At 57.7% G+C, this 22,867-nt stretch carries 18 protein-coding genes; 9 read left to right on the top strand and 9 right to left on the bottom strand.

All coding sequences use genetic code 11. The annotated features are described in order from the left end of the window. Positions 1–11: 11 nt before the first annotated feature. A complete protein-coding gene (gene yegD / locus RDN66_RS01780; RefSeq protein ID WP_202218088.1) occupies positions 12–1,364 on the top strand; it encodes a molecular chaperone in 1,353 nt (450 codons plus the stop codon). Between the two features lie 82 nt (positions 1,365–1,446). Here the strand turns inward: yegD and RDN66_RS24255 are convergent, their stop codons facing one another. Then, complete coding sequence (locus RDN66_RS24255) at positions 1,447–1,506, bottom strand: type I toxin-antitoxin system Ibs family toxin (protein WP_185667046.1); 60 nt, start codon at positions 1,504–1,506, stop codon at positions 1,447–1,449. 253 nt (positions 1,507–1,759) lie between these two features. On the opposite strand from RDN66_RS24255, the gene RDN66_RS01775 reads away from it, so the two are divergent. The 7 genes from RDN66_RS01775 to yegQ all read left to right on the top strand — a co-directional run bounded on the left by RDN66_RS01775 (position 1,760) and on the right by yegQ (position 14,351). Beyond that, positions 1,760–3,022, top strand: a complete 1,263-nt coding sequence (locus RDN66_RS01775; RefSeq protein WP_202217624.1) for an MdtA/MuxA family multidrug efflux RND transporter periplasmic adaptor subunit — start codon at positions 1,760–1,762, stop codon at positions 3,020–3,022. Further along, the gene (locus RDN66_RS01770; RefSeq protein WP_202217623.1) at positions 3,022–6,144 is read left to right on the top strand and encodes an MdtB/MuxB family multidrug efflux RND transporter permease subunit; all 3,123 of its coding nucleotides are present in this window, start codon (positions 3,022–3,024) and stop codon (positions 6,142–6,144) included. The genes RDN66_RS01775 and RDN66_RS01770 overlap by 1 nt, the downstream gene beginning before the upstream one ends. Then, entirely contained in the window at positions 6,145–9,222 is a 3,078-nt protein-coding gene (gene mdtC, locus RDN66_RS01765) for a multidrug efflux RND transporter permease subunit MdtC (protein WP_202217622.1), read from the top strand. Between the two features lie 2 nt (positions 9,223–9,224). After that, a complete protein-coding gene (locus RDN66_RS01760; RefSeq protein ID WP_308537484.1) occupies positions 9,225–10,637 on the top strand; it encodes an MFS transporter in 1,413 nt (470 codons plus the stop codon). A gap of 3 nt (positions 10,638–10,640) precedes the next feature. Next, positions 10,641–12,107: a two-component system sensor histidine kinase BaeS gene (gene baeS, locus RDN66_RS01755; RefSeq protein WP_035893779.1), complete on the top strand. Its 1,467-nt coding sequence runs from the start codon at positions 10,641–10,643 to the stop codon at positions 12,105–12,107. Beyond that, positions 12,104–12,826 carry a two-component system response regulator BaeR gene (baeR, locus tag RDN66_RS01750; RefSeq protein ID WP_035893781.1) on the top strand — a complete coding sequence of 241 codons (723 nt, stop codon included), beginning with the start codon at positions 12,104–12,106 and terminating at the stop codon, positions 12,824–12,826. Before baeS ends, baeR begins: the two co-directional genes overlap by 4 nt. 163 nt (positions 12,827–12,989) lie before the next feature. After that, complete coding sequence (yegQ, locus tag RDN66_RS01745) at positions 12,990–14,351, top strand: tRNA 5-hydroxyuridine modification protein YegQ (protein WP_202217621.1); 1,362 nt, start codon at positions 12,990–12,992, stop codon at positions 14,349–14,351. A gap of 187 nt (positions 14,352–14,538) precedes the next feature. Here the strand turns inward: yegQ and RDN66_RS01740 are convergent, their stop codons facing one another. Together RDN66_RS01740 and RDN66_RS01735 are read right to left on the bottom strand one after the other, a co-directional pair. Then, positions 14,539–14,880, bottom strand: a complete 342-nt coding sequence (locus RDN66_RS01740; RefSeq protein WP_202217620.1) for a DNA-binding protein — start codon at positions 14,878–14,880, stop codon at positions 14,539–14,541. Next, positions 14,877–15,206: a type II toxin-antitoxin system RelE/ParE family toxin gene (locus RDN66_RS01735; RefSeq protein ID WP_202217619.1), complete on the bottom strand. Its 330-nt coding sequence runs from the start codon at positions 15,204–15,206 to the stop codon at positions 14,877–14,879. The genes RDN66_RS01740 and RDN66_RS01735 overlap by 4 nt, the downstream gene beginning before the upstream one ends. 145 nt (positions 15,207–15,351) lie before the next feature. Here RDN66_RS01735 and yegS point away from each other — a divergent pair, with 145 nt between their 5' ends. Then, positions 15,352–16,251: a lipid kinase YegS gene (gene yegS / locus RDN66_RS01730; RefSeq protein ID WP_270501755.1), complete on the top strand. Its 900-nt coding sequence runs from the start codon at positions 15,352–15,354 to the stop codon at positions 16,249–16,251. Here the strand turns inward: yegS and RDN66_RS01725 are convergent. The 6 genes from RDN66_RS01725 to RDN66_RS01700 all read right to left on the bottom strand — a co-directional run bounded on the left by RDN66_RS01725 (position 16,248) and on the right by RDN66_RS01700 (position 22,829). Then, the gene (locus RDN66_RS01725) at positions 16,248–17,537 is read right to left on the bottom strand and encodes an ABC transporter substrate-binding protein (RefSeq protein WP_227675145.1); all 1,290 of its coding nucleotides are present in this window, start codon (positions 17,535–17,537) and stop codon (positions 16,248–16,250) included. The two genes, yegS and RDN66_RS01725, sit on opposite strands and share 4 nt — an antisense overlap. 111 nt (positions 17,538–17,648) lie before the next feature. Next, positions 17,649–18,422, bottom strand: coding sequence for an ABC transporter ATP-binding protein (locus RDN66_RS01720; protein WP_035894880.1), 774 nt, complete (start codon positions 18,420–18,422; stop codon positions 17,649–17,651). A gap of 10 nt (positions 18,423–18,432) precedes the next feature. Beyond that, a complete protein-coding gene (locus RDN66_RS01715; RefSeq protein WP_202217617.1) occupies positions 18,433–19,299 on the bottom strand; it encodes an ABC transporter ATP-binding protein in 867 nt (288 codons plus the stop codon). Next, the gene (locus RDN66_RS01710; RefSeq protein ID WP_035894881.1) at positions 19,271–20,176 is read right to left on the bottom strand and encodes an ABC transporter permease; all 906 of its coding nucleotides are present in this window, start codon (positions 20,174–20,176) and stop codon (positions 19,271–19,273) included. The genes RDN66_RS01715 and RDN66_RS01710 overlap by 29 nt, the downstream gene beginning before the upstream one ends. Then, positions 20,173–21,210: an ABC transporter permease gene (locus tag RDN66_RS01705; RefSeq protein WP_115073885.1), complete on the bottom strand. Its 1,038-nt coding sequence runs from the start codon at positions 21,208–21,210 to the stop codon at positions 20,173–20,175. The genes RDN66_RS01710 and RDN66_RS01705 overlap by 4 nt, the downstream gene beginning before the upstream one ends. Then, complete coding sequence (locus tag RDN66_RS01700) at positions 21,207–22,829, bottom strand: ABC transporter substrate-binding protein (RefSeq protein ID WP_035894883.1); 1,623 nt, start codon at positions 22,827–22,829, stop codon at positions 21,207–21,209. Before RDN66_RS01700 ends, RDN66_RS01705 begins: the two co-directional genes overlap by 4 nt. Between the last annotated feature and the right edge of the window lie 38 nt (positions 22,830–22,867).

Below are 22,867 nucleotides of genomic sequence, written 5' to 3'. Positions count from 1 at the left end.
GGATGATTGACGTGTTTATTGGTTTTGATTACGGTACGGCGAACTGTTCTATCGCCGTGATGCAGGATGGCGCTCCGCGCATGCTGACGATGGAAAACGGCAGTACGCTGCTGCCTTCTATGCTTTCTGCTCCTACGCGTGAAGCGGTGAGTGAATGGCTCTATCGCCATCATCAGGTTCCCGCCACCGGCGATGAAGCGCAGGCGCTGCTGCGTCGGGCGATGAACTTCAACCGCGAAGAAGATATCGATGTGCTGAGCAACAGCGTGCAGTTTGGCCTTGCCTCGCTCAAACAGTACATCACGGACCCGGAAGAGGTCTATTTTGTTAAATCACCAAAATCCTTTCTTGGCGCGAGCGGTCTGAAACCGCAGCAGGTGGCGGTATTTGAAGACCTGGTCTGCTCGATGATGCTGCATATTCGCCAGCAGGCACAGTCACAGCTGACGGAAAGCTTGGATCAAGCGGTGATCGGCCGCCCGATAAACTTCCAGGGGCTTGGCGGCGAGGAAGCCAACGCCCAGGCCGTCGGCATCCTTGAACGTGCGGCAAAGCGCGCGGGCTTTCGTGACGTGGTGTTCCAGTATGAGCCGGTCGCGGCAGGGCTGGAATTCGAAGCCACGCTCAGCGAAGAAAAACGCGTGCTGGTCGTCGATATCGGCGGCGGTACCACCGACTGCTCAGTGCTGCTGATGGGGCCACAATGGCGCACCCGTCACGACCGTGAACAGAGCCTGCTGGGCCACAGCGGTTGCCGCGTAGGCGGTAACGACCTCGATATCGCGCTGGCCTTCAAGAGCCTGATGCCGCTGCTCGGCATGGGCGGCGACACCGAAAAAGGCATCGCTCTGCCGATTCTGCCATGGTGGAACGCGGTGGCTATCAACGACGTTCCGGCGCAGACCGACTTCTACAGCGCGGCTAATGGCCGACTACTGCGCGACCTGGCGCGCGATGCCCGAGATGCAGAGAAAGTCTCTCTGCTCTATAAAGTCTGGCAGCAGCGCCTGAGCTACCGCCTGGTGCGTAGCGCCGAAGAGAGCAAAATCGCGCTGTCCGAAACCACCCAGATTGACACCTCGCTGCCGTTTATCAGCGATGAACTGGCGACCGCCATCAGCCAGGACGGTCTTGAAGCGGCGCTGAACCAGCCGCTGACGCGCATCCTCGAGCAGGTGCAGTTGGCGCTGGAAAACAGCAGCGAAAAGCCGGACGTCATCTACTTAACCGGCGGCAGCGCACGCTCACCGCTGATTAAGAAAGCGTTGGCCCAACAGCTTCCCGGCATTCCAATTGCCGGCGGCGATGATTTTGGCTCGGTAACCGCCGGTCTGGCCCGCTGGGCGCAGGTGGTTTTCGCCTGATATATCGTCGTTGACTTCGCTGTTTTTTCGACCTATCGTAAAGGAGTTAGGGTAAGGGAGGATTTATCCTCCCCCTGGTGTCTTAGTAAGCCGGTAAGCTAAACACTAAGAGTATCACCAGTATGATGACTAACTTCATCATAACCCTTTCCTTATATAAGGCCCCTTCGTCAGGAGGGGCTTTCCTGTTTTAGCGCCCTGCTAAACGCCGCTGACGGTAGCACGCGTCGGCATTCCACGCAGTTTCGTCCCCAGAGTTTGCGAGCCTACTCGTAAAGCCGTACAGGATTCGGACGATTCCTTCCGTCTTTCATATTTCCTCCATTTTTTCTGAGCGTTCCGTTACTAAACTAGTATCATTTCGTGAAATGATTCAGGGCGAGAAACGAATAACAATGAAAGGCATTTTTAACTATCGCTGGCGCATTGCGCTGGCCGTGCTGGTGGCGATCGCAGTCGCGTTTGGTATCTGGCACTTCAGCAGCAATTCTGATACCGCCGGTTCCACCGCAGCGAAGCCGGCGGGCGCACCTGCCGCCGGTGGGCGTCACGGCGGGCGCTTTGGCGGCACCCTGGCGCCAGTTCAGGCAGCCACCGCCACCAGTGAAGCTGTGCCTCGCTATCTAAGCGGGCTCGGTACCATTACCGCCGCCAATACCGTGACCGTTCGCAGCCGCGTTGACGGCCAGCTGATGGCGATTCACTTCCAGGAAGGGCAGCAGGTCAAAGCCGGTGATCTACTGGCAGAAATCGACCCTAGCCAGTTCAAAGTCGCTCTTGCCCAGGCGCAGGGTCAACTGGCAAAAGATAAAGCCACGCTCGCCAACGCGCGTCGCGATCTATCCCGCTATCAGCAGTTGGTAAAAACCAATCTGGTCTCTCGCCAGGAACTGGACACCCAACAATCGCTGGTGAGCGAAACCGAAGGCACGATCAAAGCCGATGAAGCCGCCGTTGCCAGCGCGCAGCTGCAGCTCGACTGGAGCCGTATTACCGCACCTATCGATGGCCGCGTAGGCTTAAAACAGGTTGATATTGGTAACCAAATCTCCAGTGGAGACACTACCGGTATCGTCGTTCTGACCCAAACGCACCCGATCGATCTGGTTTTCACCCTGCCTGAAAACGACATTGCTACCGTGGTTGCCGCGCAAAAAGCGGGTAAAAGCCTGGTGGTTGAAGCCTGGGATCGCACCAACAAGCAGAAGCTGAGCAACGGCACGCTGCTGAGCCTCGACAACCAGATTGATGCCACTACCGGCACCATCAAACTCAAAGCACGTTTTGATAACCAGGACGATGCGCTGTTCCCGAATCAGTTCGTCAACGCACGCATGCTGGTAGACACTCAGCAAAATGCAGTGGTCATCCCAACCGCGGCGCTGCAAATGGGTAACGACGGGCACTTTGTCTGGGTGCTGAACAGCGACAACAAAGTCAGCAAACACACCGTAGTGCCGGGCATTCAGGACAGCCAGAAAGTGGTGATCGACGCCGGGCTCTCCGCGGGTGACCGCGTGGTCACAGACGGTATTGACCGCTTAACCGAAGGCGCCAAAGTGGAAGTCGTCACCGCCCACGACGCCACGGCAACCGCCACGGAAAAACCAGCGGCGGCGGAAGGCCATGCCGCCGGTCATAAAGGAGCGCGCGGCTGATGCAAGTTTTACCGCCGAGCAACACGGGCGGCCCATCCCGCCTGTTTATCATGCGCCCTGTCGCCACCACGCTTTTGATGGTGGCAATTCTGCTGGCCGGGATTATCGGCTACCGTTTTCTGCCTGTTTCTGCACTGCCAGAAGTCGACTACCCGACCATTCAGGTGGTCACGCTCTATCCGGGTGCCAGTCCGGACGTCGTGACCTCGGCCATTACCGCGCCGCTTGAGCGTCAGTTCGGGCAGATGTCCGGGCTCAAACAGATGTCGTCGCAAAGCTCCGGCGGCGCGTCGGTCGTCACCCTCCAGTTCCAGCTCACGCTGCCGCTGGACGTCGCCGAGCAGGAAGTACAGGCCGCGATTAACGCCGCGACCAACCTGCTGCCAAGCGACCTGCCTAACCCGCCGGTTTACAGCAAAGTTAACCCGGCGGATCCGCCGATTATGACCCTCGCCGTCACCTCTACCGCTACGCCAATGACCGAAGTAGAAGATATGGTCGAGACGCGCGTGGCGCAGAAAATCTCCCAGGTCTCCGGCGTTGGTCTGGTGACGCTCGCGGGCGGCCAGCGGCCAGCCGTACGCGTGAAGCTCAACGCTCAGGCCATTGCCGCGCTCGGGCTGACCAGCGAAGATATCCGCACCGCCATTACCAACGCCAACGTCAACTCGGCAAAAGGGAGCCTTGACGGCCCAGCGCGCGCGGTGACGCTCTCAGCGAACGACCAGATGCAGTCGGCGCAGGAGTACCGGGCGCTGATTATCGCCTACAAAAATGGTGCGCCAATTCGCTTAGGCGACGTGGCAACCGTGGAACAAGGTGCCGAGAACACCTGGCTTGGCGCATGGGCCAATAAAAAACAGGCCATCGTCATGAACGTGCAGCGCCAGCCGGGCGCGAACATTATTTCCACGGCGGACAGCATCCGCCAGATGCTGCCACAGCTCACCGAAAGCCTGCCGAAATCGGTTAAGGTTGAGGTACTTTCCGACCGCACAACCAACATCCGTGCTTCCGTTTCTGACACCCAGTTCGAACTGATGCTGGCGATTGCGCTGGTGGTCATGATCATCTACCTGTTCCTGCGTAATATCCCGGCGACCATTATTCCTGGCGTCGCCGTTCCGCTCTCGCTGGTGGGTACGTTCGCGGTGATGGTGTTTCTTGATTTCTCTATCAACAACCTGACGCTGATGGCGCTCACCATCGCCACCGGTTTTGTGGTCGATGACGCCATCGTGGTGATTGAGAACATCTCGCGCTATATCGAGAAAGGCGAGAAGCCGATGACGGCGGCACTGAAGGGTGCAGGCGAAATTGGCTTCACCATCATCTCACTGACCTTCTCGCTGATTGCGGTGCTGATCCCGCTGCTGTTTATGGGCGATATCGTCGGCCGTCTGTTCCGCGAGTTCGCTGTCACCCTGGCGGTGGCAATCCTGATATCTGCCGTGGTCTCACTCACGCTGACGCCGATGATGTGCGCACGCATGCTGAGCCACGAATCGCTGCGCAAGCAGAACCGTTTCTCTCGCGCCAGCGAGCGCTTCTTTGACCGGGTGATTGCCGGTTACGGACACCTGCTGGCACGCGTGCTGAACCATCCGTGGTTAACCCTGAGCGTGGCGCTCGGCACGCTGGCGCTGTCGATTATTCTGTGGGTGACCATTCCGAAAGGCTTCTTCCCGATTCAGGATAACGGCATTATTCAGGGTACCTTGCAGGCGCCGCAGTCGGTGTCGTTTGCCAGCATGGCGCAGCGCCAGCAGACGGTGGCAGATGCCATTCTGAAAGACCCGGCGGTTGAAAGTCTGACCTCCTTTGTCGGCGTGGACGGCACTAACCCAGCGCTCAACAGCGCCCGTTTACAAATAAACCTCAAGCCGCTGAGCGAGCGTGATGACCGCGTACAGGCCGTTATCAGCCGCCTTCAGCAGTCGGTCGACCGCATTCCCGGTATCCAGCTCTATCTGCAACCGACGCAGGATTTGACTATCGATACCACCGTGAGCCGCACGCAGTATCAATTCACGCTACAGGCCAACTCGCTCGACGCATTAAGCCAGTGGGTGCCGCAGCTGATGGAGCAACTTCAGGCGCTGCCGCAGCTTTCTGACGTCAGCAGCGACTGGCAGGATCAAGGTCTGGTCGCCTACGTTAACGTCGACCGCGATAGCGCTAGCCGTCTCGGCATTTCGATGGCGGACGTTGATAACGCGCTCTACAACGCCTTTGGTCAGCGCCTTATCTCCACCATTTACACTCAGGCTAACCAGTATCGCGTGGTGCTGGAACACGACACCCGCGAAACGCCGGGGCTTTCGGCGCTCGATAACATTCGTCTGACCAGCAGTGACGGCGGCATTGTGCCGTTAACCGCGATTGCCAAAGTGGAGCAGCGTTTTGCGCCGCTGTCGATAAACCACCTCGACCAGTTCCCGGTGACCACGATTTCGTTCAACGTGCCGGATAAGTACTCGCTTGGTGATGCGGTGCAGTCGATCCTGGATATCGAAAAAACGCTGAATCTGCCGTCGGATATTCGTACCGAATTCCAGGGCAGTACCCTCGCCTTCCAATCGGCGCTGAGCAGCACCATCTGGCTGGTGGTCGCAGCGGTGGTAGCGATGTATATCGTGCTCGGCGTGCTGTATGAAAGCTTCATCCACCCAATCACCATTCTGTCGACCCTGCCTACCGCTGGCGTCGGCGCGCTGCTGGCGCTGATGATTGCGGGGAACGAGCTGGACGTTATCGCCATCATCGGGATAATTCTGTTGATTGGTATCGTGAAGAAGAACGCGATCATGATGATCGACTTTGCGCTCGCCGCAGAGCGCGAACAGGGCATGGCGCCGCGCGAGGCGATTTATCAGGCCTGTCTGCTACGTTTCCGCCCGATTCTGATGACGACGCTGGCGGCCCTGCTGGGCGCGCTGCCGCTGATGCTCAGTACCGGCGTTGGTGCCGAACTGCGTCGTCCGCTGGGGATCGGCATGGTCGGCGGCCTGCTGGTAAGCCAGGTGCTGACGCTGTTCACCACGCCGGTTATCTACCTGTTGTTCGACCGACTGTCGCTGTACCTGAAAAGCCGGTTCCCGCGTCGTGAAGAGGAAGCGTAAGTGAAATTTTTTGCGCTTTTTATCTATCGTCCGGTGGCGACGATTTTAATTTCGCTCGCCATTACGCTGTGCGGGGTCCTCGGATTCCGCCTGCTGCCGGTGGCCCCGTTGCCGCAGGTCGACTTCCCGGTGATTATGATCAGCGCCTCGCTGCCGGGAGCGTCTCCGGAGACAATGGCGTCCTCCGTTGCCACACCGCTGGAACGCTCTTTAGGGCGTATCGCGGGTGTCAACGAGATGACATCGAGCAGTTCGCTCGGCAGTACGCGCATCATTCTCGAATTTAACTTCGACCGCGATATTAACGGCGCGGCGCGTGACGTGCAGGCGGCCATCAACGCCGCGCAAAACCTGCTGCCAAGCGGTATGCCAAGCCGTCCGACATACCGTAAAGCTAACCCGTCAGACGCGCCTATCATGATCCTGACGCTCACCTCGGATACCTATTCGCAGGGCGAGCTGTACGACTTCGCGTCAACTCAGCTCGCGCAGAGCATTTCGCAGATTGACGGCGTGGGCGACGTCGACGTTGGCGGCAGCTCCCTGCCCGCCGTGCGCGTTGACCTTAACCCGCAGGCGCTGTTTAACCAGGGCGTGTCGCTGGACGCCGTGCGCACCGCCATCAGCAATGCCAACGTGCGTAAACCGCAGGGGGCAATTGAGGATACCAGCCACCGCTGGCAGCTACAGACTAACGACGAGCTGAAGAAAGCATCGGAGTACCAGCCGCTGATTGTCCACTACAACAACGGCGGCGCGGTGCGTCTTGGCGATGTCGCCACCGTGACTGACTCGGTGCAGGACGTCCGCAACGCCGGGATGACCAACGCCAAACCGGCCATTTTGCTGATGATCCGCAAACTGCCGGAAGCTAACATTATCGACACCGTTGACCGCATCCGGGCAGAGTTGCCGGGCTTGCAGCAAACCATTCCGGCGGCTATCGACCTGCAAATTGCCCAGGACCGCTCGCCAACCATCCGCGCGTCGCTGGAAGAAGTTGAGCAGACGCTGGTGATTTCGGTCGCGCTGGTGATTCTGGTCGTGTTCCTGTTCCTGCGTTCCGGTCGCGCGACGCTTATTCCCGCTGTCGCGGTGCCGGTGTCGCTGATTGGTACCTTTGCCGCCATGTATCTGTGCGGGTTTAGCCTCAATAACCTGTCGCTGATGGCGTTAACCATCGCCACCGGGTTTGTGGTCGATGATGCCATCGTGGTGCTGGAAAACATCTCACGCCATATTGAGGCCGGAATGAAACCCATGCAGGCGGCGCTTCAGGGTAGCCGCGAAGTGGGTTTCACCGTGCTGTCGATGAGCGTCTCACTGGTGGCGGTATTCCTGCCGCTGCTGCTGATGGGCGGCCTGCCGGGCAGGCTGCTGCGAGAGTTTGCCGTCACGCTGTCGGTAGCTATCGGTATTTCGCTCGCCGTTTCGCTCACCCTCACGCCAATGATGTGCGGCTGGATGCTCAAAACCAACCGTCGACATTCGCCAACCCGCAACAAGGGATTTGGTCGCGTGCTGGTCGCCATGCAACAGGGCTACGGTAAGTCGCTGAAATGGGTGCTGGCGCATGCCAGATTAGTCGGCGTCGTCTTCCTCGCGACCATTGCGCTGAATATCTGGCTCTATATCAGCATTCCTAAAACCTTTTTCCCGGAACAGGATACCGGCGTGCTGATGGGCGGAATTCAGGCTGACCAGAGCATTTCGTTCCAGGCGATGCGCGGCAAGCTGCAGGACTTTATGAAGATCATCCGCGAAGACCCGGCGGTGGACAACGTCACCGGCTTTACCGGCGGTTCACGCGTCAACAGCGGTATGATGTTTATCACCCTGAAATCTCGCGATGAGCGCCATGAAACGGCGCAGCAGATTATCGACCGGCTGCGTAAAAAGCTCGCTAAAGAGCCTGGGGCAAACCTGTTCTTAATGGCGGTGCAGGACATCCGCGTCGGCGGCCGTCAGGCCAATGCCAGCTATCAGTACACCCTGCTCTCCGACGACCTTAGCGCACTGCGGGAGTGGGAGCCGAAAATCCGTAAAGCGCTGGCCGCACTGCCAGAGCTTGCCGACGTCAACTCAGACCAGCAGGACAACGGCGCGGAAATGGATCTTATCTACGACCGTGAAACCATGTCTCGTCTGGGGATCAGCGTTGAAGCAGCCAACAGCCTGCTGAATAACGCCTTTGGTCAGCGCCAGATATCCACCATTTACCAACCGCTGAACCAGTATAAGGTGGTGATGGAGGTGGACCCGGTTTACACCCAGGACGTCAGCGCGCTGGACAAGATGTTTGTGATTAATAGCGAAGGCAAGGCCATTCCGCTGTCGTACTTCGCCAAATGGCAGCCCGCGAACGCGCCGCTGTCGGTTAACCATCAGGGGCTGTCGGCGGCATCGACCATCTCCTTCAACCTGCCAACCGGCAAATCACTGTCGGAAGCAAGCGATGCCATCAACCGCACCATGACGCAGCTCGGCGTACCCAACACGGTGCGCGGTTCTTTTGCCGGGACAGCCCAGGTGTTCCAGGACACGATGAATTCACAGGTGATTTTAATCATCGCCGCGATTGCTACGGTCTATATCGTGCTGGGGATCTTGTATGAGAGCTACGTTCACCCGCTGACCATTCTCTCCACGCTGCCGTCTGCGGGCGTCGGGGCGCTGCTGGCACTGGAGTTGTTCAATGCCCCATTCAGCCTAATCGCCCTTATCGGGATCATGTTATTAATTGGCATTGTGAAGAAAAACGCCATCATGATGGTCGACTTCGCCCTGGAAGCGCAGCGTAACGGTAATCTGGCCCCAGAAGAGGCAATCTTCCAGGCCTGCCTGTTGCGTTTCCGCCCGATTATGATGACCACGCTGGCGGCGCTTTTTGGCGCGCTGCCGCTGGTTCTCTCCGGGGGCGATGGCTCGGAGCTGCGTCAACCGCTGGGGATTACGATTGTAGGGGGTCTGGTGATGAGCCAGTTACTGACGCTCTACACCACCCCGGTGGTTTATCTGTTCTTCGATCGTCTGCGTCTGCGTTTTTCGCGTCAACCCCGACAATCGGTAACTGAATAACGATGACTGAGTTACCTGCCAACGTTCGCTGGCAACTCTGGATTGTGGCGTTCGGCTTTTTTATGCAAGCGCTGGACACCACAATCGTCAACACCGCCCTCCCCTCTATGGCGCTGAGCCTGGGGGAGAGTCCGCTGCATATGCACATGGTGGTGGTTTCCTATGTGCTAACCGTCGCCGTCATGCTGCCCGCCAGCGGCTGGCTGGCTGACCGAGTTGGCGTGCGCAATATCTTTTTCACCGCCATTGTGCTTTTCACCGTCGGTTCGCTGTTTTGCGCGCTATCCAGCACGCTCAACGAGCTGGTCATGGCGCGCGTCCTGCAAGGTATTGGCGGGGCGATGATGGTGCCGGTAGGCAGGCTGACGGTGATGAAAATCGTGCCGCGCGACCAGTACATGGCGGCGATGACGTTTGTCACCATCCCCGGCCAGATTGGCCCACTGCTCGGCCCGGCCCTCGGTGGGATTCTGGTCGAGTACGCCTCCTGGCACTGGATTTTCCTCATTAACATCCCGGTCGGCATTATCGGCTGTATCGCCACCCTCGCCCTGATGCCCAACTACACCGTGCAAACGCGGCGTTTCGATATCTCCGGCTTTATCGTGCTGGCGCTGGGGATGGCTACGCTCACCCTGGCGCTGGATGGACAAAAAGGCCTGGGTATCTCGCCGCTGATGGTGGGCGCGCTGGTGGCGATTGGTATCGCCGCTATCGTTATCTATCTGTGGCATGCTCGCGGCAACGACAGCGCGCTATTCAGCCTGAAGCTGTTCCGCACCCCGACCTTTTCGCTTGGCCTGGCCGGCAGCTTTAGCGGGCGTATCGGCAGCGGCATGCTGCCGTTTATGACGCCGGTATTCCTGCAAATTGGAATGGGCTTCGCGCCGTTTCATGCGGGTCTGATGATGATCCCAATGGTGCTCGGCAGCATGGGAATGAAGCGTATCGTGGTCCAGGTGGTGAACCGCTTTGGCTATCGCCGCGTGCTGGTGTTCAGCACCGTCAGCCTGGCGATTATCAGCCTGCTGTTTATGTTTACCGCGCTGGCAGGCTGGTACTACGCCCTGCCGGTGGTGCTGTTCGTGCAGGGGATGGTGAACTCCAGCCGCTTCTCGTCGATGAACACTTTGACTCTGAAAGACCTGCCCGATGACTATGCCAGCAGCGGCAATAGCCTGCTGTCGATGATCATGCAGCTATCGATGAGTATCGGCGTCACCATCGCCGGTATTCTGCTCGGTACCTTCGGCCAGCAGCACATTACCGTGGGTAGTGAAGCGACCCACCACGTCTTTATGTATACCTATCTCTGCATGGCCGTGATTATTGCGCTCCCGGCGCTGGTCTTTGCCCGCGTCCCGGACGACACCACCAAAAACGCGGTGATCGCCCGACACAAACTCAAGGAATAAACCGTGAAATTATGGCGTCCGGGTATCTCCGGCAAACTGTTTCTGGTCATTTTAACCACCTGTATTGTGCTGCTTATTAGCATGCACTGGGCTGTACGCATCAGCTTTGAGCGTGGCTTTATTGACTACATCAAGCGTGGTAATGAGCAGCGATTACAGTTACTCAGCGACGCACTGGCAGAACAGTATGCGCAGCACGGAAACTGGCGCTTTTTACGCAATAACGACCGTTTTATTTTCCAGATCCTGCGCTCTTTTGAGCATGACAATAACGAAGACCGCCAACCGCCGGGCCCACCGGGGCCAGACGGCGAGCCCGGACGAGAACCTGACCGCGGACCGGATCGCGGCGGTATGCCGCCTCACGGCTGGCGCACGCAGTTCTGGGTTGTCGATCAGAACGCTCGCGTGCTGGTTGGCCCTCGCGAAGCGGTTCCGCACGACGGCTCACGCCGTGGGATTATCGTAAACGGCATGGAAGTTGGCGCGGTTATCGCCTCGCCGGTTGAGCGCCTGACGCGTAACACCGATATCAATTTTGACCAGCAGCAGCGCCGCACCAGTTGGCTTATCGTTGGCTTGGCCACACTGCTTGCGGCATTAGCCACTTTCCCGCTGGCCCGCGGTCTGCTGGCACCGGTCAGGCGGCTGGTTGATGGCACCCACAAGCTAGCGGCGGGTGATTTCTCGACCCGCGTTCCGGCTAACAGCAGCGATGAACTTGGCCGTCTGGCAAAAGATTTTAACCAGCTCGCCAGTACGCTTGAGAAAAACCAGCAGATGCGTCGGGATTTAATGGCCGATATCTCCCATGAGCTGCGCACCCCGCTGGCGGTACTGCGCGGCGAGCTGGAAGCGATACAGGACGGGGTGCGCAAATTCACCCCTGAGTCGGTGACTTCGCTACAGGCCGAAGTCGCCACACTGACCAAGCTGGTCGATGACCTGCATCAGCTATCGATGTCCGATGAGGGCGCGCTGGCCTATCAGAAATCCGCCGTCGATATCATATCCCTGGTGGAGATTGCCGCTGATGCCTTCCGCGAACGCCTTGCCAGCCGAGGCCTAACGCTTAACCTTGCGCTGTCAGCGGAAAACGCCACCGTGTTTGGCGACCCGGACCGCTTAATGCAGCTGTTCAACAACCTGCTGGAAAACAGCCTACGCTACACCGACAGCGGCGGTCAGGTGCTGATTCGCACCGCGCTCGACGCCCAGAATATCGTGCTGGAATTTGCCGACAGCGGCCCCGGCGTCACCGACGAACAGCTGGCAAGACTGTGCGAACGCTTCTACCGCACCGAGGGTTCACGCAACCGCGCCAGCGGCGGCTCCGGGCTGGGGCTGGCGATTTGCGCCAACATCGTCACCGCCCACGGCGGGAAGCTTAACGTCGGACATTCGCCTTTTGGTGGGGTTAGCATTAAAGTAGAATTACCGCTGGAACGTGCAATATCGAGAGAAATATGACCGAGTTACCGATTGATGAAAGCGCCCCACGCATCTTGATTGTTGAAGATGAACCCAAACTGGGACAACTGCTCATCGACTATTTACTGGCAGCCCACTATGCCCCGACGCTGATTAGCCACGGCGACAAGGTGCTGCCGTACGTTCATCAGACCCCGCCGGATCTTATCCTGCTGGATCTGATGCTGCCGGGTACCGATGGTCTGACGCTATGCCGTGAAATCCGCCGCTTTTCCGATGTGCCTATCGTGATGGTCACCGCCAAAATCGAAGAGATCGACCGCCTGCTGGGCTTAGAAATTGGTGCCGATGACTATATCTGTAAGCCCTACAGCCCGCGCGAAGTGGTCGCGCGCGTAAAAACCATTTTACGTCGCTGCAAACCACGCACCGAACTGCAGGCCATGGACGAGCAAAGCCCGCTTATCGTGGACGAGAACCGTTTTCAGGCCTCGTGGCGCGATCGCCTGCTCGACCTGACGCCCGCCGAGTTCCGCCTGCTGAAGACGCTGTCGCAGGAGCCCGGAAAAGTCTTCTCCCGCGAACAGCTGCTGAACCATCTTTATGATGATTATCGCGTGGTGACCGACCGGACCATCGACAGCCACATTAAAAACCTGCGTCGTAAGCTGGAGTCGCTGGACGCCGAACAGTCGTTTATTCGCGCCGTTTACGGCGTAGGCTACCGTTGGGAAGCCGATGCCTGCCGCATGGCGTAATGTGACGAGTTGCCGGATGGCGCTGCGCTTATCCGGCACAATGCGGACAAAGGTTTACTCCCCTCCCCCACAGCGCTACAATGCCCGCCCTTAATGTGGGGGCACTCCCCAACTCGCCGCATCAGGTGCGACGAATCTGACCTGTCATCAGAACGAGATAATCATGTTTAAACCGGAACTCCTTTCCCCGGCGGGAACGCTGAAAAATATGCGTTACGCTTTCGCTTACGGTGCCGATGCAGTATACGCTGGCCAGCCACGCTACTCTCTGCGCGTCCGTAACAACGAATTCAATCACGAAAATCTGCAGCTCGGCATCAACGAAGCCCATGCGCTCGGTAAAAAATTCTATGTGGTAGTGAACATCGCCCCGCATAACGCCAAGCTGAAGACCTTTATTCGTGACCTGAAGCCGGTAGTGGATATGGGGCCGGATGCGCTGATTATGTCTGATCCAGGCCTGATTATGCTGGTCCGCGAAAACTTCCCGGAGATGGACATCCACCTGTCCGTTCAGGCAAATGCCGTAAACTGGGCAACGGTGAAATTCTGGAAACAGATGGGGCTGACCCGCGTGATTCTCTCCCGCGAACTGTCGCTGGAAGAGATTGAAGAAGTCCGCACTCAGGTGCCGGATATGGAGATTGAGATCTTCGTTCACGGCGCGCTGTGTATGGCCTACTCTGGCCGCTGCCTGCTATCTGGCTACATCAACAAACGCGACCCGAACCAGGGCACCTGCACCAACGCCTGCCGCTGGGAATACAACGTTCAGGAAGGCAAAGAAGACGACGTGGGCAACATCGTCCACAAATTCGAGCCGATTCCAGTGCAGAACGTTGAGCCAACATTAGGCATCGGCGCGCCAACCGATAAAGTCTTTATGATTGAAGAAGCCAAACGTCCGGGCGAGTACATGACCGCCTTCGAAGACGAACACGGCACCTACATCATGAACTCCAAAGACCTGCGCGCCATCGCTCACGTTGAGCGACTGACCCAGATGGGCGTGCACTCGCTGAAAATCGAAGGCCGTACCAAATCGCATTACTACTGCGCCCGTACTGCGCAGGTTTACCGCAAGGCCATTGATGACGCCGCCTCGGGCAAACCGTTCGATGCCTCTCTGCTGGAAACGCTGGAAAACCTCGCGCACCGCGGCTACACCGAAGGCTTCCTGCGTCGCCACACCCACGACGACTACCAGAACTACGAGCACGGTTACTCCGTCTCCGAGCGCCAGCAGTTTGTCGGCGAATTTACCGGCGAGCGTAAAGGCAATCTGGCCGCCGTCGCGGTCAAAAACAAATTCACCGTCGGCGACAGCCTGGAAATGATGACCCCGCAGGGTAACGTCAACTTCACCCTTGAGCACATGGAAAACCTCAAAGGCGAAGCCACTTCCGTCGCACCTGGCGATGGCCACACCGTATGGTTACCCGTACCGGAAGACGTGGCGCTGGAGTATGGCCTGCTGATGCGTAACTTCGCAGGAGAATCGACTCGGAATCCGCATACCAGCTAGTACATTTATATTGTTTTTCAATAGCAAAGATTCTTAGAAATGGATCACAGACGTAATAATCGATTCTAGGTATCATTCGCTTCGCTGAAAAACATAATCCATAAATGCTAGCTGTACCTAGGAACCACCTCCTTAGCCTGTGTAATCTCCCTTACACGGGCTTATTTTTTTGTCTGGCAGCAAAAGTTCAGTGTTGTGCTTTGCTTAACGTAAGCTGTAAACCCGCTACCGCAGCAAGCTGAGCAAGCGTTGTGACCGTCGGGTTTCCCTTCTCAGATAAAGCACGATAAATGCTCTGACGCGCCAGTCCCGTCTTTTTCGCCGCCTCGGCGATACCACCACGCGCTTCTAGCACGCGGCGTAATGCAATAAGGAACCCCCCTAAACCGCCTTCTTCATTAATATTTTCAAGCGCGGTTTTGAGATAAAGGTCCGCATACTCAGGATCGGCTCGAAATGCTTCAATCATGAGCTTGTCACGATCCACCGCTGGGGCAATGGTTTCCACTTTTTTAGTCGCTATTGTCATTTAGCCCTCGCTTTAAAATCTCTAAGATATTCAATTGCCTTATCGATATCCGCGGCCTGCGTTTTCTTCGTACCGCCGATATGCAAAAGGATAATCTCGCCGTCTTCTAAGGAGTAGTACACTCGATAGCCGGGGCCATAATCAATACGTAACGCCCAGACGCCATCCCTTTCAAACTTGTGATCACCAAAGTTTCCTGATTCAGCCCGGTCTAGTCTGGTATCAATCTTTACGGCGGCGAGGAGGTCCTTCTTTTTTAGTCGGGCTAACCACTCACAAAAAGGCTTATCACCGTTTTCATCCTGATAAAATTGAGATTTGTACATCCCTTTACCCTCATTCCTTTTCCCGAGTTCAATTGTCACTTATAAGAGACAAGCTGGCAAGATGTTTGTCACCTATAAGAGACAACAGGCATATCTGCGTATCATTTGTTACACTCTTTGCATACCCCACAAAGAGGTACCACGGATGTCCGATTTTCCTGCAAGCTTATTGATTTTAAACGGCAAGGGTGCCAATACCCCCCAGCTCCGCGAGGCGGTTGAACTGCTGCGCGATGAAGGGGTGACCATTCATGTTCGCGTCACCTGGGAGAAAGGCGATGCGGTGCGTTATGTGGAAGAGGCCATTCGCCTGAACGTCGAGACGGTGATCGCGGGCGGCGGCGACGGGACGATTAACGAAGTCGCGACGGCGCTGATCCACAGTGAAAGCCGCGAGGTACCGGCGCTCGGCATTTTGCCGCTCGGTACCGCCAACGATTTTGCCACCAGCGTCAATATTCCAGCGGATCTGGCTAATGCGCTGAAACTCGCCATTGCCGGTCGCGACGTGCCGGTCGATATCGCCCAGGTGAACCACAAAACCTGTTTTATCAATATGGCCACCGGCGGCTTCGGCACGCGCATCACCACCGAAACGCCAGAAAAACTCAAAGCCGCGCTGGGCGGCGTGTCGTACCTGATTCATGGGCTGATGCGGATGGATACGCTGAAGCCAGACCGCTGCGAAATTCGCGGCGAGAACTTTAGCTGGCAGGGCGATGCGCTGGTTATCGGTATTGGTAACGGCCGTCAGGCGGGCGGCGGGCAGCAGCTGTGTCCGGACGCATTGATTAACGACGGTTTGCTGCACCTGCGTATTTTCACCGGAGAGGAACTCATTCCGGCGCTATTTAATACGCTCGCCAGCAACGATGGCGCGGAGAATCTGGTGGATAGCGTCTCGCCGTGGTTTGAAGTCACCGCGTCACACGAGATGACCTTTAACCTCGACGGCGAGCCGCTCAGTGGCAAAACTTTCCGTATGGAGATTTTACCGGCGGCGCTGCGCTGTCGCCTACCGCCGGACTGTCCGCTGTTACGTTAACGCATTGCGCGTTTCAGGATACGCTCCGACTGGCGTTTGAAATCCGTTGCCACTTCGGCGACGGTTTTCTTACCGTAATCGATGGACTGCAACGCGCTATCAAACTCCTGCACCAGCTGCGGGTCTTCCAGATATGGCGAAACGGAAAGTGTGGTCGGCAGCGCAAGCGCCTGTTTGATACCGGCAACCGACGGGTCTTTATCGTTAATCACCCCGGCCTGCGTCAACGTTGCCACCGCACTTTTACTCAGCGGTACGCCGCGCTCAAGCCCCAGCAGGGTTACGCCCTCTTTGCTGTTCAGCAGGAAGTTAATCAGCTTCGCCGCTTCTTCTGGGTGTTTAGTGGTCTTGCCAATCGACAGCATCATCGACGGTTTAATAAACAGCCCCGCATCGGTAGCGCCTGACAGCATTGGGTAGTCACCCAGCTCCAGCTTCGCCGGTGGCTTGAGGTTGTCCGAGTATTTGGTGACGGCGGTGTTCCACATATAAACGCCGCCCCACTCCCCTTCAATCCACGGCTTCATCTCATACATATTGCCCTTGCCGAACGAAGCGTAATACTTCATATCCGGAATCACGTGGTTGTCGATAAGCGTTTTATACAGCTGGAAAAACTCGACCCATTGCGCATCGCTGTAGGTGAATTTTTTGCTCTGCTCATCAATGGCCGGGATATTGTATTTCTGCACCATATAGGAGTTGAGCAGCGCCAGCACGCCGAGGCTTTCCGGAGCCACCGGGTAATACGGCTTACCAAGCTTGCTCTCAAAGGTTTTCCCGGCGCTTATCAGCTCATCCCAGTTTTTCGGGTAGCTGATACCGGCCTTTTTCCAGGTTTGATCGTTGTAGTAGAAGATACGTGCGGTCATGGCGACCGGGATCCCGTTCAGCTTGCCTTTAACCGTGACCGGCTGGAGATCTTTGGCGGTAAACTGGTCGAGACCAATCTCCGCTTTGACCTTGTTGAGATCGTAAAAGCCGTTACCGTCTTTAGAAAACAGCGCTAGCCAGTTCCAGTTGGTCTGCATCACGTCCGGCTCGGTACCGCCCGCTAACTGCGTAGTCAGGCGCGAAGTGTGCCCGTCCCAGCCGGTGTATTCGGCTTTGACGTTGATATCCGGATACTGCTGATGAAAAGCTTCCAGCGCCTTCAGCGTCACCTGATGGCGGCCGTTGCCGCCCCACCAGGACATGCGTAGATCGACGGGTTCTGCTGCCAGCGCGGACGCAGTACAGGCACAGAGGACGAGCGGTAGGGCAAGACGGAAAGATTTTTTATGCATTTTTATTATTCCCAGAGGCAAATTGATGGGGTAGGCCGGATAAGGCGTTTACGCCGCCATCCGGCACCTGAGCCGAACTGCCCGATGGCGCTACGCTTATCGGGCCTACAGTTAATATGCAGCCACCTCACGGGCCATTTCTCGCGTGTATTGACGGCTGGCGTTGACCAACATCTGCGTGTACGGCGTTTGCGCTTCACCGTTGACCAAGGCATCAACGGTGAGCGTTTCGAGAATCTTGCCGTACTGCATCACCGCTACCTTCTGGCAGAGATGGGCAATCACGCCCAGATCGTGCGTCACCATCAGGTACGTGAGATTCGACTCTTTTTGCAGCTCAGCCAGCAGGTTGAGGATTTCCGCCTGCACCGACACGTCCAGCGCCGAGGTTGGCTCATCCAGCAACAGCACCTGCGGCTCGAGGATCAGCGCCCGGGCAATCGCCACGCGCTGGCGCTGGCCGCCGGAGAGCTGGTGCGGATAACGGTCGCGGAAAGCGCGGTTCAGCCCCACGCGGTCTAGCAGCGTATTGATGCGCCGGTCGCGCTCGCCGATGCCGTGAATTTGCAGCGGCTCCTCCAGGATGTCGCCAATGGTATGACGTGGATGCAGCGACCCGTAGGGGTCCTGAAACACCATCTGCACCTGACGGCAGCGCTCGCGGCTAATCTTATGCGAGAGCCGCTGGCCGCTAATCGCCAGCTCGCCCTGCCAGTGATTAAACAGCCCGGCGAGACACTTCAGCACCGTGGTTTTCCCGGAGCCAGACTCCCCCACCAGGCCATAAATCTCGCCCGGCTTAACGTGGAAATTGACATCAAACAGCACCTGGTTGCGCTTTTCACCCTCACCAAACACCAGGCTTAAGTTGTTCACTTCAATCATTGTGCGCTCCTTAATCGGTCAGCCAGTTGGTCTGACGCTGTAGCACCGGGAGAACCGGGCGGCGATGGTGCATATCCGGCAAGGCGCTAATCAGCCCCTGCGTGTACGGATGGGTGGCGTTATCAAGATCGCAGGCGGCAATCGACTCCACCACGCGCCCGGCGTACATCACCAGCACGCGGTCACAGAAGCTGCGCACCAGGTTGATATCGTGGCTTATAAAAATCAGCCCCAGCCCGCGGGATTTCACCAGATCATCCAGCAACCCCAGGACCTGCAAACGTACCGACACGTCGAGCGCCGAGGTCGGCTCATCGGCAATCACCAGCTCCGGGTCGGTAATCAGCATCATCGCAATCATGATGCGCTGCCCCTGCCCACCGGAAATCTCGTGCGGATAAAGGTTGTAGACGCGTTCCGGTTGGCGAATACGCACCACGTCGAGCATCTCCATCGCCTTAGTTTTTGCCTCGGTTTTATAGCCCGGATGGTGAGTCAGCCAGGCTTCGGCAATCTGGTCGCCGACGCGCACTACCGGGTTCAGCGAATATTTCGGGTCCTGCATAATCATCGAAATACGCTTGCCGCGAATGGCACGCATCTGCGCCTCGCTGGCGTTTAACAGATCGATATCACCGAACTGCATCCGGCTGGCGTCAATGCGCGCTTTTTTTGGGTGCAGGTGCAGCAGCGCACGGCCCACGGTGGATTTACCGGAACCGGATTCACCCACTATCGCCAGCTTCTCCTGCCCGAGTTGGAAGGAGATGCCGCGCACCGCATGGGTTACCGCGCTGCCGTTGACGAAATCCACGCTTAAATCGCGTACGTCGAGCAGCGGTGCAGCGCTATTCGCTGCGAGGATCGAGGATGTCACGTAGGCCATCTCCTAAGAAGTTGAACGCTAAGCTGTTGATCAAAATCGCCAGCCCCGGGATCGTTACTACCCACCAGCACTCCATCATGTAGGTACGGCCGCTGGAAATCATCGCCCCCCACTCTGGATCCGGCGGCTGTGCGCCGAGGCCAAGGAAGCCCAGACCGGCGGCGGTCAGGATGATCCCCGCCATGTTCATGGTGATACGAATAATCACCGACGGCAGGCACAGCGGCACAATGTGGCGCCACAGCACGCGGGCCGGCGAGGCACCCTGCAAACGGACAGCAGAAATAAAGTCCGCCTGACGCAGCGACAGCGTTTCCGCGCGCGCCAGACGCGCAATCGGTGGCCAGGCGGTGAGCGTGATGGCAATGACCACGTGCTCAAGCCCCGGGCCTAAGGCGGCGACGAACGCCAGCGCCAGCACCAGGCTTGGGAAGGAAATAAAGATATCGGTCACGCGCATCAGCACCATATCGACCTTACCGCCGAAGTAGCCCGCACAGACACCGAGCAGCAGCCCCAGCGGGCCGACGGTGACCGAGACCAGCAGCACGATGTAGAGCGTTATGCGCGCGCCGTATACCAGGCGGCTGAAGATATCGCGGCCAAATTCGTCGGTGCCAAACCAGTGCTGGGCGCTCGGCGCGCTCAGCGCGTTGCTGAGGTCCTGCACCAGCGGGTTGTAAGGGGCAATCAGCGGCGCAAATATCGCCACCACCAGCAGCAGGAAGATAATCCCGCCGCCGATAGCGGTCAGCGGGTTACGCGCCATCTTGCCAATAAATCCCCCGGCTCTGGCCAGCCCGCGCAGCAGGCGCTGGCGGCCTTCACCGGCGGTGCCGGAGAGTCGACTATCGAGAGAAACCGTCATGATTTTGTCCTCGGGTCGAAGAATTGATACAGCATGTCGGAGAGCAGGTTAAGCATCACGAAGATCACCCCCACCAGCAGCACACAGCCCATCACCGCGTTCATGTCGCCCAGCAGCAGGCTGCCGGTGAGATAAGAACCAAAGCCCGGCCAAGAGAAGACGGTTTCAATTAACACCGCCCCTTCCAGCAATGACCCGTAGGCCAGCGCCACCACCGTCAGCAGCTGGACGAGGATGTTACGGAACGCGTGATTCCAGATAACCTGACGCTCGGTCAGCCCTTTGACGCGCGCGGTGATGATGAACTCCTGCGACAGCTGCGCCAGCATAAAGCTGCGGGTCATACGGCTGATGTAGGCGAGCGAGTGAAAGCCCAGCAGCGCCGCTGGCAGGATCAGGTGATTAATGGCGTTCCAGAACACGTCGCTGTTTCCGGCCAGCAGCGCATCAACGGTCATCAGCCCGGTACGACGCGGTACAATGCCGTCGAGCCCGAGGTCAACGCGCCCCGCACCGCCCACCCAGCCTAGCCAGGCGTAGAACACCAGCAGCCCCATCATCCCCACCCAGAAAATCGGCGTGGAATAACCGGCGAGGCTGATAATGCGCACCACGTAATCAGAAATACTGTTGCGACGCGCCGCCGCCAGTACGCCCAACGGAATGCCGAGGCCTGCGCCGACGATAATCGCCATCGTCGCCAGCTCCATGGTGGCCGGGAAGACGCGAATAATATCGTCGGTTACCGGCTTGCCGGTCAGCAGCGCGTTACCCAGGTCGCCGTGCAGCAGATTGACGAAATAGATACCAAACTGGGTCATCAGCGACTGGTCAAAGCCCAACTGGTGATAGACCTGCTGATAGGTACTCTGGTCGGCATCCGGGCCGACAATCGCCAGCACCGGGTCGATAGGCATCACGCGGCCAATAAAGAAGGTCAACAGCAGCAGGCCAAACAGCGTAATCGCCACCTGCATCAACCGTTTTGAGAAGCGCCGGGTCCGGGAGCCGGGCGCAAGAATTGCCGTACTCATCCTTTATCTCCTTCGCTGACTTTGTAGACTTCACGCAGGAACGTAGTGGCCGATGGGTGCGGTTTGTAGTCTTTCACCTCGTTACGCACCACCACCGAGTCGACCATCTGCGACACCGGGATCATCGCCGGGATCAGCGCATCAAAGCGGGTCTGAATGGCCTGATAATCGGCAATCTGTTTTTGCGGGTTACGCTCGAGCAGCGCGCCGTCGATCATCTCGTTAAGCTGCTTGTCATAGAACCCTGTGCGCCAGCCCTGAAAGTTAGTCAGGCGCGCTTCGTCGCTGTTGTCCGGGTTGTAGACCAGCGCGCGCAGGCTGGAGTGCGGATGGGGCTCCATACCGCTGCCGCCGCGCCCGACCAGCATGTCGAACTTACGCTCACGCATGGCACCGTAAATCTGGTTGCCGGTACCGGTAATAATTTTGGCGTTAATGCCCGCCTGCATCAGCGTGGACTGCACGGCAATGGCGATATTGAGGAACGGCTGGTCGGCGAGCACGCGCAGCGTAGTGTCAAAGCCGTCAGGATATCCGGCCTCCGCCAGCAGCTTTTTTGCCCGCGCGAGATCGAAGGTGTAGCCCGGATCGGGCAGCGTTGACGGCATTCCGGCTTTGATCGGGCGCTGGTGTAACACGCCGTAGCCCGGCATCAGCGCTTTGTTGATGCCCTGATAATCAATCAGGTAGCGCACCGCTTCACGGACTTTCGGGTTAGCGAAGTGCGGCTCTTTCATGCTCATCGACACGTAATACATGGTGCCGCGCTGTACCGCATCGACGGTGAGCTGCGGGTCTTTACGCAGGGCGTTGATGTCCGACACTGCCATGTTGCTGGCAATATCGAGGTCGCCTTTCTCAATCATCAGACGCAGGGTCTGCGACTCCTGGAAGTGACGCAGCACCACGCGGTTCATCTTCGCCTCGCCGCGCCAGTAGTCCGGGTTGCGCTTCATGCGCAGCACGTCTTTTGCCTGCCAGGTTTCCAGCGTAAACGGCCCGGAACCGGCTTCGTGGGTGGTCAGCCACTTATTGCCCCAGTCGTTATTCTGCTCATGGCTTTGCACGGTTTTGCTATCGAGTACGCCGAGGTTACCCAGTGCCGCCAGCGAATAAATCACCAGCTGCGGGTCGTTATCTTTGGGCAGGACAATTTGCACCGTCTCGTCGTCCAGCGCCGTTACCTGCTTGTCGACGTTCTTCTTGCTGAAGCCGTAGGACTTCCACACCGACGCCTGCGCCAGGTTAAGGTGCAGTATGCGGCGCATCGACCACACCACATCAGCGGCGGTCAGCGGGTTGCCGGAGTGAAACTTGACGTTATTTTGCAGATGGAAGGTCAGCGTTTTGCCGTCCGGGCTGATATCCCAGGATTTGGCGAGCGCCGGTTTAACGTTGGTGAGCTGTTCAGGGTCAAGCTCCACCAGTGAGTCATAGAGATTCACCACAATCCCCACCACTTCGTTGCCGGTCATTGCTGCCGGGTCGAGGGTGAGAAGGTTATTCATGTTCATGCCGATGATGAGCTGATCCGGCGGCGTTTTTGCCAACGCCGCCCCGCTCCCCATCGTCATGGTAAGCGCGAGCAAACACGCTCCCAGCAAGGAGGATTTTTTCATCTATCTATCGCCTGTAGGGTACGACAGGCGACGAATCC

The organism is uncultured Kluyvera sp., assembly GCF_902485085.1.
GTDB classification, from domain to species: domain Bacteria; phylum Pseudomonadota; class Gammaproteobacteria; order Enterobacterales; family Enterobacteriaceae; genus Kluyvera; species Kluyvera ascorbata.
This window is presented reverse-complemented; position numbering and strand designations above follow the sequence as displayed.